Source organism: Pseudomonas sp. 86_A (assembly GCF_017491705.1).
GTDB classification, from domain to species: Bacteria; Pseudomonadota; Gammaproteobacteria; order Pseudomonadales; family Pseudomonadaceae; genus Aquipseudomonas; species Aquipseudomonas koreensis.
Genome location: NZ_JAFGYS010000021.1, coordinates 30,445 through 44,295 on the forward strand (window position 1 = coordinate 30,445; position 13,851 = coordinate 44,295).

Consider the following 13,851-nt stretch of genomic DNA (forward strand, 5'->3'; position numbering starts at 1 on the left):
AGGCACGTTTTATAAGGGCCGCAGCGGATAGCGAACATCTTATCCACAGAAGCGCCAACAGAGATTGGGGGCAACTTGTGCCCTTATCCAGGGAGAAAAGCCCGGAAAAACCGTGACTTAGGCTGGTTGTTTTTTGATCTGAGGTCTGCAGGGCTTGATTGGCGTGGGGTGCAGGGATGGGCGAACACGTTATCCACAGATCCGCCAACAGGGATTGTGGGTAATTAGCAGATTGTTGGCGGCCGCTGCCCTCACCCCAGCCCTCTCCCGGAGGGAGAGGGGGCCGATCGAGTTGCTTATCCAGACTACATCGATCTGAACGTTCATCGCGACCTCAGGTTCGATAAAACTACAGCAAAACAACGTGTTCTCAGGTTTGGCCAAACTAAGGTCACCGCTGAAGTCGCAGGTCGATGTAGATAGCCAGCTCAACTCGGTCAGTCCCCTCTCCCTCTGGGAGAGGGCTAGGGTGAGGGGCTTTGGCTCTCAGCGGACAACGCCTTCTTCGATCAGCAGTTTGAGGATCGCTTCAGCGCCAGCCTGTGCAGTGACGCCTTTGAGCACCTGCCCACCGCCACCACTGGCCTTGGCCGTCGCGGCTTTCATCCGGTCGGCACCGCTCTTGGCCTTGATCACTTTCAAGCGTTTCGGCCGTGGCTTGGCCGGTTGCAGGGTGGCGACCGCCAGCAGTTCATCGTCCAGCACCTCCACGTCTTCGGCGTTCAACACGCCGCGGCGCGCAGGGCCGTACGCGCTTTGCCGAGGTTTCGGCGCAGCGTTATCCACAGTCGCGAGAAACGGCAGCTTCACCTTCAACCGGCGCCGCTGCCCGCGCGGCAAGGCTTGCAGCACCAGCGCCGAACCGTCGTTGATCGATTCGACCTGCGCCAGCCCCACCACCAGCGGCCAGCCCAGTCCTTCAGCGAGCATAAACGGCAGCATGCCCGAACCTTCGCCGGTTTCCGCCTGACTGCCGGTCAGCACCACCTGTGCACCTGCCTCGCGCAAATATGCCGTCAAAGCCGGCAAGGCATCGGCGCCAGCAGGTTGTTCGAGCACGTGCATCTGTTCCAGGCCCATGCCCAGATAAGCGCGCAGTGCCGGTTCGGTGACATCCCCGGCATGCAGCACTTGCAGGTTATCCCCAGCCAGTTGCAGGCCCAGTTCCACGGCGCGCGCATCCTGTTCGGCGCGGCGTGGCCGACCCGAGGTCGGGTGGGCGCCGATGGAGACCAGGCTGATGACATTGGTGTTCATAACTGTGTCCTTCCCTTAAGCCGCATCGCGCTTGGCGTCGTTGCGGTAAGCCGCTACCGCCGCGATCAAGGCTTGAAGAATCTCCGCGCTCTCGCCGATCACCGACAGGTCGGCGCGTTTGATCATGTCGCAACCCGGGTCGAGGTTGATCGCCACCACCTTGTCGCAGGCACCGATGCCCTGCAGGTGCTGGATCGCCCCGGAGATACCCACAGCCACGTAAACCCGTGCGGTGACCCAGGTGCCGGACGCACCAACCTGACGGTCGCGCGCCATGAAGCCATCGTCTACTGCCACCCGCGAGGCGCCTTCGGTGGCGCCGAGCGCCGCAGCCGTCTCGTGGAACAGCGCCCAGTCCTTCACCCCGTTGCCGCCGGAGAAGATGAACTCCGCTTCGGCCATCGGGATTGCCGCCGGGTCTACCGCCACGGCGCCCAGATCTTCGATCCGCGACAGGCTGCGCGCTACCGTTGTGGATAACTCCACTGGCAGGGCTTCGTGCCGGGTTTCGCTGACCGGTTCGGCGCATTCGGCCGAGGCCAGAATCAAGCGTGCGACCGGACGGGCAAGGTCTTGCAACCCCGCACCGGCGCGGCCGATGCATTCCTGATCCTTGACCTGCCACACCCGCGTCGCCGGGCGTTCGCCCAGTGCAGCGGCAAAACGGCGGCCGAGCTCGCCGCCACCGCTGCGACTGTCCGGCAGCAGCCAGTGGCGTGGGTTGAACTGGTTATCCACAGCACGCAAGCCTTGCACCCGTTGCTCCGGTGCATAACCGCTGAACTCATCGCCCTCCAGCACCAGCAAGCGATCGACGCCCGCCGTGGCGAAGGCGTTTTCCTTGTGCTCGCCGAACACCACCGCCAGCACTGCGCCGTCCTTGCCGGCCAGTTGATGCGCGAGGCCCAGCAGGTCGCGGTCGTGGCTGCTCAGACGACCGCCGACCATGTCCGGCACCACACTGATGTAGAACGCCGGGGCCGCGACCTGATGCAGCGGCAACTGCACTTCAACCGTGGCCGAGCGTTTGACCGCCCCGCCCTGCTGCGCGCCGCTACGGTCGATGCGTTTGATGCCGTTGGGGCCGATGAAGCCGATGCCATGCAGATTCTTGCGGATGACGCCGTTGGGGCCCATCCAGCTGTGTTGCGCCGGTTGCATCGCCGCGTGCAGCGGGTGCAGGCGGTTACGGGCAATCCATTCGGCGCGCGGATCGCGGCGGATAATGTCGCTCATCAGTGGGCCTCCGCAGGTTCACGTTTAGCCGGTGCAGTCGGCTTGCCTGGCGCGGCGTCTTCGAGCAGCGCATCGGCCACCAGCTCGGCGATGTCCTTGATCAACGGACGCGGTTCGACCACGCCTTCGAGCATCGCCGTGCACTGTGGACAACCCACGGCCACCAGCTCGGCGCCGGTCTCGCGGATGTCTTCCATGCGCATGTCGGGAATCCGCTGCTTGCCCGGAATGTCGGTGATCGGCGCGCCGCCACCGCCGCCGCAGCAGCGCGAGCGGAAGCCGGAACGTTGCATCTCTTTGACCTCGATGCCGAGGGCACGCAGCACTTCACGCGGCGCCTCGTACTCGCCGTTGTAACGGCCGAGGTAGCACGGGTCGTGATAGGTCACGCTGTTGCCTTTGTGCTGACTGAGGTTCAGCGCGCCGGCCTGAATGATTTCCGCCATGTAGGTGCTGTGGTGCTGCACCAGGTAGTGGCCGTCGAAGGCACCGTATTCGTTTTTCAGCACATGGAAGCTGTGCGGATCGCAGGTGACGATACGGTTGAAACTGTATTTGCCCAGGGTCTGGATATTGCGTTTGGCGAGCAACTGGAAGGTCGCTTCGTCGCCCAGCCGACGGGCCACGTCACCGCTGTCACGCTCTTCCAGGCCGAGTACGGCAAAGTCGATTTTGGCTGCTTTCAGCACTTTGACGAACGCGCGCAAGGTGCGCTGGTTGCGCATGTCGAAGGCGCCGTCACCGACCCAGAACAGCACGTCAGTGGATTTTTTTTCGCTGAGCAGATTGAGGTTCAGATCCGCCGCCCAGTTCATCCGCCCGCCCGGGGCGAAACCGCCGGGGTTGTCGGTGGCGATCAGGTTTTCCAGAACCTCGGCGCCCTTGTTCGGGGTGGCGCCTTTTTCCAGGGTCAGGTGGCGACGCATATCGACGATGGCGTCGACGTGCTCGATCATCATCGGGCATTCCTCGACGCAGGCGCGGCAGGTGGTGCACGACCACAGGGTTTCGGCATCGACCAGACCGTTGACGATAGGTTGATGTGGATTACCCGCGTGTTCTCCGATTGGCTTGCCGGGATACGGGCTGCCGGCGAACTTGGCGTCAGTGCCGCCGGCGAGGCCGACGACCATGTCCTGAATCAGCTTTTTCGGGTTCAGCGGCTGGCCGGCAGCGAACGCCGGGCACGCGGCTTCGCACTTGCCGCACTGCACGCAGGCGTCAAAACCGAGCAACTGGTTCCAGGTGAAATCCTTGGGTTTTTCCACGCCCAGTGGCGCGCTTGGATCGTTGAGATCCAGCGGTTTCAAACCGGTAGAACGGCCACCGCCAAAGCGTTCGGCGCGACGGTGCCAGGCCAGGTGCAGGGCACCGGCGAAGGCGTGTTTCATCGGCCCGCCCCAGGTCATGCCGAAGAACAATTCCGACACGCCCCACAGCACGCCAATCCCGAGAATCGCTGCCAGCAGCCAGCCGCCGAAGTTCTCCGGGAGGATGCCGGCCACCGGCAACGTCACCAGAAAGAACGAGGCAGAGAACGCCAGCAGGCTTTTCGGCAGGCGCATCCACGGGCCTTTCGACAACCGCGCCGGCGGGTTGAGCCGACGCCGGTAAACGAAAATCGCACCGACGAACATCACCGCCGTCATCAGCAGCAGCGCGTAGCCGAGGATGCGGTTATGCAGGCCGAAACCGTGCACCAGAATCGCCAGCACAATCGAAGCCACTGCACCACCGGCCGTGGCGACGTGGGTGTTGGCGATGTATTTATCCCGCGCCACCACATGGTGCAAATCGACCATGTAGCGCTTGGGCATGGCAAACAGGCCGCCGATCAGATCGACCTTCGAGGCCCGGCCCCGACGCCACATCGCTACCCGCCGCAACGCGCCCATCACCGCGAGGGCCAGGGCTGCGAACAACAGGATTGGAAGAAGGGTGTTCAACATAGGTGAAGCTCCCAAAGACCTCGGGGTCATTTGTGCGCTGGCAAGAGCAACGCACCTACCTGTGGCGAGGGAGCTTGCTCCCGCCGGAGTGCGCAGCGCTCCCAATACAGTCGCCGGTGTACCGCGACTTCAGGTTTGGGGCTGCTTCGCAGCCCAGCGGGAGCAAGCTCCCTCGCCACAGGTGATGGTGGTGATGCCGTTAGAAATCCTTGCAGAGGCGCAGGGCGTCGTAGATCGCAGCATGGGTATTACGCTGCGCCACGCAGTCGCCGATGCGGAACAGCAAGTAGCCGTCACCGGTGGTGCTCAACGAAGGCTGCGGCTTGATCGCGAACAGTGCGTCAATGTCGATCTGGCCCTTGTTGCGCGAACCGTCCTTGAGCCCGTAATACAGCTCCTCGTCTGGACGCACGCCGTTTTCCACCACCACCTGATCGACCACCCGCTCCTCTTTGGCGCCGGTGTATTCGTTCTCCAGCACCGCCACCAGTTTGTCGCCTTCGCGGTAGACCTTCTCCAGCATCATGTCGCCGGTCATGATCACTTCTTTCGGGTACATGCTGCGGTAGTAGGTCGGGAACGACGTACCGCCGACGGCCACACCCGGCTTGATGTCGTCGGTGACGATCTCGACCTGGCTGCCCTTGTCGGCGAGGAAGTCCGCCACCGACATCCCGGTGAACTCGCAGATGGTGTCGTAGACCAGCACGTTCTTGCCCGGCGCAACCTTGCCGTCGAGCACGTCCCAACTGCTGACCACCAGCCCTTCGGCGGCGCCCCAGTGTTCGTTCTGCTCAAGGAACGGATGACCGCCCACCGCCAGCACCACCACGTCCGGACGCAGATCGAGGATGGTCGCCGCATCCGCAGCGGTGCCCAGGCGCAGATCGACTTTCAGCCGCGCCAGTTCCAGCTGGAACCAGCGGGTGATGCCGGCGATCTGGTCACGTTGCGGTGCTTTCGACGCGGTGGTGATCTGCCCGCCGATGAATTCTTTCTTCTCGAACAGGGTCACGTCGTGGCCCCGTTCGGCCGCCACGCGTGCGGCTTCCATCCCGGCAGGGCCGGCACCGACCACCACGACTTTGCGTTTCGGCCCGGTGGATTTCTCGATGATGTGCGGCACGCCCATGTATTCACGGGAGGTCGCGGCGTTCTGGATGCACAGCACATCCAGCCCCTGATACTGACGGTCGATGCAGTAGTTGGCGCCGACGCACTGTTTGATCTGGTCGACCTGGCCCATCTTGATCTTGGCGATCAGGTGCGGGTCGGCGATGTGCGCCCGGGTCATGCCGACCATGTCGACGTAACCGCCTTCAAGGATGCGCGTGGCCTGGTTCGGGTCCTTGATGTTCTGCGCGTGCAGCACCGGTGCCTTGACCACTTCCTTGATCCCGGCCGCGAGGTGCAGAAACGGCTCCGGTGGATAACTCATGTTGGGGATAACGTTGGCCAGGGTGTTGTGGGTGTCGCACCCCGAACCGACCACGCCGATGAAGTCGATCATGCCGGTGTCGTCGTAATACTTGGCGATCTGTTTCATGTCCTCGTGGGACAAACCGTCCGGGTGGAACTCGTCACCGCACAGACGGATGCCGACACAGAAATCGTCGCCGACTTCCTTGCGCACAGCCTTGAGCACTTCCAGGCCGAAACGCATGCGGTTCTCGAAGCTGCCGCCCCATTCGTCGGTGCGTTTGTTGACCCGTGGGCTCCAGAACTGGTCGATCATGTGCTGGTGCACGGCCGACAGTTCGACGCCGTCCAGGCCACCGGCCTTGGCCCGCGCGGCAGCCGTGGCGTAGTTGCCGATCACTCGCCAGATTTCTTCCGGTTCGATGGTCTTGCAGGTCGCGCGGTGCACCGGTTCACGGATGCCCGACGGCGACAGCAGGGTCGGCCAGTGCTCGCCGTCCCAGCGCGAGCGACGGCCCATGTGAGTAATCTGGATCATGATCTTGGCGCCATGCTTGTGCATGGCGTCGGCCAGATTCTGGAAGTGCGGGATGATCCGGTCATCCGCCAGGTTCACCGATTTCCACCAGCCTTGCGGGCTGTCGATGGCCACACTGGAAGAACCGCCGCAGATCGCCAGGCCGATGCCGCCCTTGGCTTTCTCTTCGTAGTATTTGACGTAGCGGTCGGTGGTCATGCCGCCGTCGGTCGCGTAGACCTCGGCGTGCGCGGTACTGAGCACGCGGTTGCGGATGGTCAGTTTGCCGATCTGGATCGGCTGGAACATTGCTTCGAAAGCCATGGCGGGTTCCTCGACTTACAACGGCTTGACGGTGAACAGGCCGTCGTCGTGGCCTTCTTCGGAGCCACCGTAGACTTGCTCGGCAACGGTGCGGATGCTGCTGCCACGGGCTTGCAGAATCTGGTCCATGGCCCCGGCAAACCAGCCGGTGAACATGTAGTCGACCTTGCGCCCGACCTTGCCGTAGACGTAGACGAACGCCGAGTGTTCGAGCTTGACGCTGGCGGTGCCTTTGTCGAGATCGATGTCCTGGATCTTGAACAGGCCCCAGCCGCGTTGCGACAGGCGCTTCATGTAGTGTTCGAACACCGCGACGCCTTCCAGGCCGTGGCATTCGGCTTCTTTTTCACACCAGTGCCAGGCGGATTTGTAGCCGGCCTTGTAGAGGATTTCGGCGTAGGCTTCAGCGCCCAAAACCTCTTCGATGCCCATGTGGTTGTTGACGAAAAAGTGCCGCGGCACGTAGAGCATCGGCAGGGCGTCGGAGGTCCAGACACCGGTTTCGCTGTCGACTTCGATTGGCAATTGCGGGGCGATCTTGGCCATGGAAACTTAACTCCAGAAAAATTTGAATTCAGTGGTGGCCGCGGCCCTCACCCCAGCCCTCTCCCGGAGGGAGAGGGAGCAGATCGGCGGCGGTCGTCAGTCAGCGTTATTCGCCCCAGACGTCCTTGAGGACGTTGACCCAGTTTTCGCCCATGATCTTGCGCACCACGCGCTCGGAGTGGCCGCGCTTGAGCAGGGTTTCGGTCAGGTTCGGGAACTCGCCGACGGTGCGGATGCCCAGCGGGTTGATGATCTTGCCGAAGCTGGTCAGACGACGGGCGTAGCCTTTGTCGTGGGTCAGGTATTCGAAGAAGTCCTGACCATGGCCCTGGGTGAAGTCGGTGCCGATGCCGATGGCGTCTTCGCCGACGATGTTCATGGTGTATTCGATGGCTTCGGCGTAGTCGTCGATGGTCGAATCGATGCCCTTGGCCAGGAACGGCGCAAACATGGTCACGCCGACAAAACCGCCGTGATCAGCAATGAACTTCAGTTCTGCATCGGACTTGTTGCGCGGATGCTCCTTGAGCCCCGACGGCAGGCAGTGGGAATAGCAGACCGGTTTTTTCGATTCGAGGATGACTTCTTCGGAGGTCTTGGAACCGACGTGGGACAGGTCGCACATGACGCCGACGCGGTTCATCTCGGCAACGATCTCGCGACCGAAGCCCGACAGGCCGCCGTCGCGCTCGTAGCAACCGGTGCCGACCAGGTTCTGGGTGTTGTAGCACATCTGCACGATGCCGACGCCGAGCTGCTTGAACACCTCGACATAGCCGATCTGGTCTTCAAACGCGTGGGCGTTCTGGAAGCCGAAGAGGATGCCGGTCTTGCCCTGCTCCTTGGCGCGACGAATGTCGGCGGTGGTGCGCACCGGCATCACCAGGTCGCTGTTCTCGCGGATCAGCTTCTGGCTGGCAGCGATGTTGTTCACGGTCGCCTGAAAGCCTTCCCACACCGACACAGTGCAGTTGGCCGCCGTCAGACCGCCCTTGCGCATGTCTTCGAACAGCTCGCGGTTCCATTTGGCAATGATCAGACCGTCGATAACGATGCTGTCGGCGTGTAATTCGGCTGGGCTCATCAGGCGTCCCCTTATTGGCAATTCATGCGCCGAATCGTCTGCCGGCGCTTTGGGGCCAGCATATGCCTCGGTGCCGGGGCGACCGGGTGCAAAAACGACAGGGGAATTGCCGAAAGCGTCAATCCGCGACAAAGGGTCGCCAGGCGCTCCGATCAGCTACCTGTTCAAGCCCGCCAGCTTGAGCCAGAATCTGGCGCATCTTGGATACACCACTGGATTAGAGCGGCGACAACATGAAATCGATCTTCCTGGCCCTGGCACTGATTGCGACCGGCGTACACGCCGCCGAAGAGACCGACAACAACCCGTGCGACGCGGTGGAAAACGACGTCCAGACTCTGGAATGCTCGACCTACAGCCGCACCACCGCCGAAGACCTGCTCAAGGACAACTACGCCAGCCTCAACGAGCGCATGCAGGCCACTTACGGCAAAAACGCCGCGCAACTGGCCGACATCACCGCCAAACTCAAGACCGCCCAACAACAATGGCTGAAAACCCGCGACGCCGACTGCGCGGTGGAAGCCTTCCCGGCCACCGAAGGCAGCAAGGCGTTCAAGATTGCGCAGAATGACTGCGTGGCGCGGATGAGTGATGAACGGTCGGAGTTTTTGGAGTCGATTGGGCAGGAGTGAGGATCTGCGCTGTAAGCTGCACTTCATATAGCCAATCAAGGGACACACATGAACATCTGCGGCATCGAAATCAAAGGCAGCGAAGCGATCATCGCCGTGGCCTCCCTTGACGGGGCAACGCTGAGCCATGTGGCGCTCAACACCAAGAAAATTGCTCTAGAGGATGATGACGAGGCGGCCAACGTCAAACGCTTCGCGGCGCAGGTCGCTTCGTTTGTGCGCGAACATTCGATTGACCGCATTGCGATCAAGAAGCGCAGCAAGAAGGGCGAGTTTGCCGGTGGGCCGACGACGTTCAAGATCGAAGGTGTGTTTCAGTTGCTCGATGGGTGTGAGGTGACGTTGTTGTCGCCGCAGACGATCAATGCGCAGGCGAAGAAGCATAATTTCGAGCTGCCGGGAACGCTGAACAAGTATCAGCATGAGGCTTACAAGGCGGCCTGTTCGGCGCTGGTGAAGAAGTAAGCGTTCTTACAGACAATGAAGATCCAAATGTGGGAGCGAGCCTGCTCGCGAAAGCGGTGGATCAGTCAATCCTGTATTGACTGACACGCCGCCTTCGCGAGCAGGCTCGCTCCCACATTGGTTTTGGGTGCATCCAATTCAGGCCTGGGCGGTACGCCGGTCTTCCCGGGGGCACCGTGCAAACTTCGCTCGATAGCTGCGAGTGAAGTACGACGGCGATTCAAAGCCGCAGGCGATGCTGACTTCAAGCACGCTCATGTCGGTCTGGCGCAGTAGCTGCCGGGCCTTTTCCAGGCGCAGGCGCAGATAGAAATTGCTCGGTGTATCGTTCAGGTGCAGCCGGAACAAACGCTCAAGCTGCCGCCGCGTCACCTTGATCGATTCCGCCAGTTGCAGCGTGCTCAGCGGTGGTTCGCTGTGTTGTTCCATCTCGCCAATCACCTGCACCAGCTTCTTGTTGCTGATGCCGTAGCGCGTGGCGACTTCCATGCGCTGGTGGTCCTTGCGCGGGCGGATCCGTCCCAGCACGAACTGCTCGCTGACCTGAATCGCCAGTTGCGGGCCGTGGGCCTGGGCGATCAGATCGAGCATCAAATCGATGGACGCGGTGCCGCCGGCCGAGGTGATGCGCCGGCGGTCAATCTCGAACAGTTCCTGGGTCACGCTGAGCTGTGGATAAGATTCCTTGAACGCATCGATGGCTTCCCAGTGCAGGGTCAGGCGATGGCCATCGAGCAGGCCCGCCTCAGCCAGAACGAAGCTGCCGGTGTCGATGGCGCCGAGGGTGACGCCTTCATTGTCCAGCCGGCGCAGCCAGTGCTCCAGCACCGGGGTGGCGAACTTCAGCGGTTCGAAACCGGCGACCACCAACAGCGTCGCCCCTTTCTTCAGCGGCTCCAGCGCCGCATCGGCGTTGACCGACATCCCGTTACTCGCCAGCACCGCCCCGCCATCGGCACTCAATACGTGCCAACGGTACAGCTCGCCGCGAAAGCGGTTGGCCACCCGCAGCGGTTCGATCGCAGAGATAAAGCCGATGGCCGAGAACCCCGGCATCAGCAGAAAGTAGAAGTCCTGGGACATGGGCGCACTCGATTCGCGGGTAACGAGAGGGAGGGTAGCGTGGCTCGTTGATACGCCGATTGTCGTCAGCGTTCAAGCGCACAGGTCGCTACAGTGCAAGAGCCAGTCGCCGCAGTGCGTTTTTACGGGGGCATTGCTGCGTAACTTGGCATCACCGGCACGCCAGATGCCGGAACTCACAATAAACGACCTGCCGAGGAACCCGACATGAAACGACTGATCAGCAGCTGTGTTCTTGCACTCAGCGGTACCGCTTTCTTGAGCGCCAGCGTCATGGCGGCCGAACCCGCGTCGTGCCAGAACGTGCGCATGGGCGTGGTCAACTGGACTGACGTGATCGCCACCAGTGCCATGACCCAGGTCCTGCTCGACGGCCTCGGCTACAGCACCAAACAAACCAGCGCGTCCCAGCAAATCATCTTCGCCGGGATCCGCGACCAGCGGCTGGACCTGTTCCTCGGTTACTGGAACCCGCTGATGACCCAGACCATCACCCCGTTCGTCGACGCCAATCAGGTCAAGGTCCTGCCGGCGCCGAGCCTGAAGGATGCACGCGCCACCCTCGCCGTGCCGACCTACCTGGCCGACAAGGGCCTGAAAACCTTCGCCGACATCGCCAAGTTCGAGAAGGAGCTGGGCGGCAAGATCTACGGTATCGAGCCGGGCTCGGGCGCCAACACGCAGATCAAGGCGATGATCGCCAAGAACCAGTTCGGCCTCGGCAAATTCCAGCTGGTTGAATCCAGCGAAGCCGGGATGCTCGCCGCCGTTGACCGTGCCGTGCGTCGCAAGGAGGCCGTGGTGTTCTTCGGCTGGGCGCCGCACCCGATGAACGTCAACGTAAAAATGACCTACCTCACCGGCAGCGATGACGCCCTTGGCCCGAACGAAGGCATGGCCACGGTGTGGACGGTCACTGCGCCGAAATACGCCGAACAGTGCCCGAACGTCGGCCGCCTGCTGAGCAACCTGACGTTCACCGCCGAAGACGAGAGCCGGATGATGCAACCGCTGCTCGATCACAAAGACGCCTTCGAATCGGCCAGGCAGTGGCTCAAGGATCACCCGGAAGACAAGCAGCGCTGGCTCGACGGTGTGACCACCTTCGATGGCAAACCGGCCGCTGAAAACCTGCAACTGACCAGTCAATAACCCTCGACTTGAAAAGCCCCTCACCCAGACTCTCTCCCAGAGGGAGAGGGGATTGACCGACGCTTCGCAGCCCCGAAATGGGCTGCGAACAGACCCATCACGCCTGAAGGAAACCGCACCATGAACCACGACGTCATCATCACCTGCGCACTCACCGGTGCTGGCGACACGACCGCCAAGAGCCCCCACGTGCCGGTCACTCCGAAACAGATCGCGGCGGCGGCGGTGGAAGCGGCCAAGGCCGGTGCCACCGTAGTGCACTGCCATGTGCGCGACCCGCAGACCGGCAAGTTCAGCCGTGACGTGGCGCTGTACCGCGAAGTGATGGAGCGCATCCGCGAGGCCGACGTCGACATCATCGTCAACCTCACCGCCGGCATGGGCGGTGACCTGGAGATCGGCCCTGGCGAGAGCCCAATGGAATTCGGCCCGAACACCGACCTGGTCGGCCCGCTGACCCGTCTGGCCCATGTTGAACAACTGTTGCCGGAAATCTGCACCCTCGATTGCGGCACGCTGAACTTCGGCGACGGCGACACCATTTACGTCTCCACCCCGGCGCAATTGCGTGCCGGCGCCAAGCGCATCACCGAGCTGGGCGTGAAGGCCGAGCTGGAAATTTTCGACACCGGGCACCTGTGGTTCGCCAAGCAGATGATCAAGGAAGGTTTGCTCGATAACCCGCTGTTCCAACTGTGCCTGGGCATCCCGTGGGGCGCGCCGGCCGACACCACCACCATGAAAGCCATGGTCGACAACCTGCCCGCCGACGCGGTGTGGGCCGGGTTCGGCATCGGCCGCATGCAGATGCCGATGGCCGCGCAAGCGGTACTGCTCGGCGGCAACGTGCGGGTCGGGCTGGAAGACAACCTGTGGTTGGACAAGGGCGTGCTGGCAACCAACGGCCAACTGGTCGAACGCGCCACCGAGATCCTCAGCCGCCTCGGCGCCCGGGTGCTCACCCCGGCGGAAGGTCGCAAGAAAATGGGCCTGACCCAGCGCGGTTAACGCTCAGCAAAAAAATGGGGTTCTGACTGCCCCCCCGATTTCACCTGTAGGAGCTGCCGAAGGCTGCGATCTTTTGACTTTGATTTTTAGAAGCAAGATCAAGAGATCGCAGCCTTCGGCAGCTCCTACAGGGTTCTGCAAACTTTTTAGGACGTGACCATGAGCTTTATCACCAACATCAAAACCTTCGCCGCCCTCGGCAGCGGCGTCATCGGCAGCGGCTGGGTCGCACGTGCCCTCGCCCATGGCCTCGACGTGGTGGCCTGGGACCCGGCGCCCGGCGCTGAAGCCGCGCTGCGTAAACGCGTGGCCAATGCCTGGGGCGCACTGGAGAAAAACGGTCTGGCGCCGGGCGCTTCGCAGGATCGCCTGCGCTTTGTGGCGACCATTGAAGAGTGCGTGCGCGATGCGGATTTCATCCAGGAAAGCGCCCCGGAACGCCTCGAACTGAAACTGGATCTGCACAGCAAGATCAGTGCAGCGGCAAAGCCCAATGCTCTGATCGGCTCCAGCACCTCCGGCCTGTTGCCGAGCGAGTTCTACGAGAGTTCGACCCACCCGGAACGTTGCGTGGTCGGTCACCCGTTCAACCCGGTCTACCTGTTGCCATTGGTGGAAGTGGTGGGCGGCAAGCACACCGCGCCCGAGGCTGTACAAGCAGCGATGACAGTCTACGAATCCCTCGGCATGCGCCCGCTGCATGTGCGCAAGGAAGTGCCGGGGTTCATCGCCGACCGCCTGCTCGAAGCGCTGTGGCGTGAGGCGCTGCACCTGGTCAACGACGGGGTGGCGACGACTGGCGAGATCGACGACGCGATCCGTTTTGGCGCCGGTCTGCGCTGGTCGTTCATGGGCACGTTCCTGACCTATACGCTGGCCGGTGGTGACGCGGGGATGCGTCATTTCATGTCGCAGTTCGGCCCTGCGTTGCAGTTGCCGTGGACCTATCTGCCGGCACCGGAACTGACCGACAAGTTGATCGACGATGTGGTGGATGGCACCCGCGATCAACTGGGGCGGCACAGTATTTCGGCGCTGGAGCGCTATCGTGATGATTGTTTGCTGGCGGTGCTTGAGGCGGTGAAGACCACCAAAGAGAAGCATGGGATGAGTTTCAGCGAGTAAACGCCGTTCCCTGTGGCGAGGGAGCTTGCTCCCGCTCGGCCGCGAAGCGGT

The 13,851-nt window shown here is 62.3% G+C and carries 12 protein-coding genes; 5 read left to right on the forward strand and 7 right to left on the reverse strand.

Features of this window, described 5'->3' with window-relative positions; genetic code table 11:
- Positions 1-486 precede the first annotated feature (486 nt).
- The 6 genes from J5M57_RS26040 to J5M57_RS26065 form a co-directional block, all read right to left on the reverse strand.
- Positions 487-1,257, reverse strand: coding sequence for an electron transfer flavoprotein subunit beta (locus J5M57_RS26040; RefSeq protein WP_207848424.1), 771 nt, complete (start codon positions 1,255-1,257; stop codon positions 487-489).
- Positions 1,258-1,272: 15 nt separating this feature from the next.
- A complete protein-coding gene (locus J5M57_RS26045) occupies positions 1,273-2,493 on the reverse strand; it encodes an electron transfer flavoprotein subunit alpha/FixB family protein (RefSeq protein WP_083367707.1) in 1,221 nt (406 codons plus the stop codon).
- Positions 2,493-4,442 carry a (Fe-S)-binding protein gene (gene dgcB / locus J5M57_RS26050; RefSeq protein ID WP_207848423.1) on the reverse strand — a complete coding sequence of 650 codons (1,950 nt, stop codon included), beginning with the start codon at positions 4,440-4,442 and terminating at the stop codon, positions 2,493-2,495. The genes J5M57_RS26045 and dgcB overlap by 1 nt, the downstream gene beginning before the upstream one ends.
- 199 nt (positions 4,443-4,641) lie before the next feature.
- Positions 4,642-6,702: an NADH:flavin oxidoreductase gene (dgcA, locus tag J5M57_RS26055; protein WP_207848422.1), complete on the reverse strand. Its 2,061-nt coding sequence runs from the start codon at positions 6,700-6,702 to the stop codon at positions 4,642-4,644.
- A gap of 15 nt (positions 6,703-6,717) precedes the next feature.
- Positions 6,718-7,248: a DUF5943 domain-containing protein gene (locus tag J5M57_RS26060; RefSeq protein WP_064589570.1), complete on the reverse strand. Its 531-nt coding sequence runs from the start codon at positions 7,246-7,248 to the stop codon at positions 6,718-6,720.
- 106 nt (positions 7,249-7,354) lie between these two features.
- A complete protein-coding gene (locus J5M57_RS26065; RefSeq protein ID WP_007962626.1) occupies positions 7,355-8,332 on the reverse strand; it encodes a dipeptidase in 978 nt (325 codons plus the stop codon).
- Positions 8,333-8,565: 233 nt separating this feature from the next.
- Here J5M57_RS26065 and J5M57_RS26070 point away from each other — a divergent pair, with 233 nt between their 5' ends.
- Together J5M57_RS26070 and J5M57_RS26075 are read left to right on the forward strand one after the other, a co-directional pair.
- A complete protein-coding gene (locus J5M57_RS26070) occupies positions 8,566-8,967 on the forward strand; it encodes a lysozyme inhibitor LprI family protein (protein WP_047596500.1) in 402 nt (133 codons plus the stop codon).
- 48 nt (positions 8,968-9,015) lie between these two features.
- Complete coding sequence (locus J5M57_RS26075; RefSeq protein ID WP_169843447.1) at positions 9,016-9,432, forward strand: DUF3010 family protein; 417 nt, start codon at positions 9,016-9,018, stop codon at positions 9,430-9,432.
- A gap of 138 nt (positions 9,433-9,570) precedes the next feature.
- On the opposite strand, the gene J5M57_RS26080 is transcribed toward J5M57_RS26075, so the two are convergent.
- Positions 9,571-10,515, reverse strand: coding sequence for a GlxA family transcriptional regulator (locus J5M57_RS26080; RefSeq protein ID WP_207848421.1), 945 nt, complete (start codon positions 10,513-10,515; stop codon positions 9,571-9,573).
- A 207-nt stretch (positions 10,516-10,722) separates the two neighbouring features.
- Here J5M57_RS26080 and J5M57_RS26085 point away from each other — a divergent pair, with 207 nt between their 5' ends.
- The 3 genes from J5M57_RS26085 to J5M57_RS26095 all read left to right on the forward strand — a co-directional run bounded on the left by J5M57_RS26085 (position 10,723) and on the right by J5M57_RS26095 (position 13,800).
- A complete protein-coding gene (locus tag J5M57_RS26085; protein WP_207848420.1) occupies positions 10,723-11,667 on the forward strand; it encodes a choline ABC transporter substrate-binding protein in 945 nt (314 codons plus the stop codon).
- A gap of 120 nt (positions 11,668-11,787) precedes the next feature.
- Positions 11,788-12,675: a 3-keto-5-aminohexanoate cleavage protein gene (locus J5M57_RS26090; protein ID WP_083367704.1), complete on the forward strand. Its 888-nt coding sequence runs from the start codon at positions 11,788-11,790 to the stop codon at positions 12,673-12,675.
- A gap of 159 nt (positions 12,676-12,834) precedes the next feature.
- Positions 12,835-13,800 carry an L-carnitine dehydrogenase gene (locus J5M57_RS26095; protein ID WP_207848419.1) on the forward strand — a complete coding sequence of 322 codons (966 nt, stop codon included), beginning with the start codon at positions 12,835-12,837 and terminating at the stop codon, positions 13,798-13,800.
- Positions 13,801-13,851: the final 51 nt, after the last annotated feature.

Excerpts from the sequence above, each read along its gene's own strand:
- dgcB (WP_207848423.1), bottom strand. The coding sequence starts at position 4,442 with ATGTTGAACACCCTTCTTCCAATCCTGTTGTTCGCAGCCCTGGCCCTC.
- J5M57_RS26060 (WP_064589570.1), bottom strand. The coding sequence starts at position 7,248 with ATGGCCAAGATCGCCCCGCAATTGCCAATCGAAGTCGACAGCGAAACC.
- J5M57_RS26075 (WP_169843447.1), top strand. The coding sequence starts at position 9,016 with ATGAACATCTGCGGCATCGAAATCAAAGGCAGCGAAGCGATCATCGCC.
- J5M57_RS26090 (WP_083367704.1), top strand. The coding sequence starts at position 11,788 with ATGAACCACGACGTCATCATCACCTGCGCACTCACCGGTGCTGGCGAC.
- dgcA (WP_207848422.1), bottom strand. The coding sequence starts at position 6,702 with ATGGCTTTCGAAGCAATGTTCCAGCCGATCCAGATCGGCAAACTGACC.
- J5M57_RS26045 (WP_083367707.1), bottom strand. The coding sequence starts at position 2,493 with ATGAGCGACATTATCCGCCGCGATCCGCGCGCCGAATGGATTGCCCGT.
- J5M57_RS26070 (WP_047596500.1), top strand. The coding sequence starts at position 8,566 with ATGAAATCGATCTTCCTGGCCCTGGCACTGATTGCGACCGGCGTACAC.
- J5M57_RS26065 (WP_007962626.1), bottom strand. The coding sequence starts at position 8,332 with ATGAGCCCAGCCGAATTACACGCCGACAGCATCGTTATCGACGGTCTG.
- J5M57_RS26085 (WP_207848420.1), top strand. The coding sequence starts at position 10,723 with ATGAAACGACTGATCAGCAGCTGTGTTCTTGCACTCAGCGGTACCGCT.
- J5M57_RS26080 (WP_207848421.1), bottom strand. The coding sequence starts at position 10,515 with ATGTCCCAGGACTTCTACTTTCTGCTGATGCCGGGGTTCTCGGCCATC.
- J5M57_RS26095 (WP_207848419.1), top strand. The coding sequence starts at position 12,835 with ATGAGCTTTATCACCAACATCAAAACCTTCGCCGCCCTCGGCAGCGGC.
- J5M57_RS26040 (WP_207848424.1), bottom strand. The coding sequence starts at position 1,257 with ATGAACACCAATGTCATCAGCCTGGTCTCCATCGGCGCCCACCCGACC.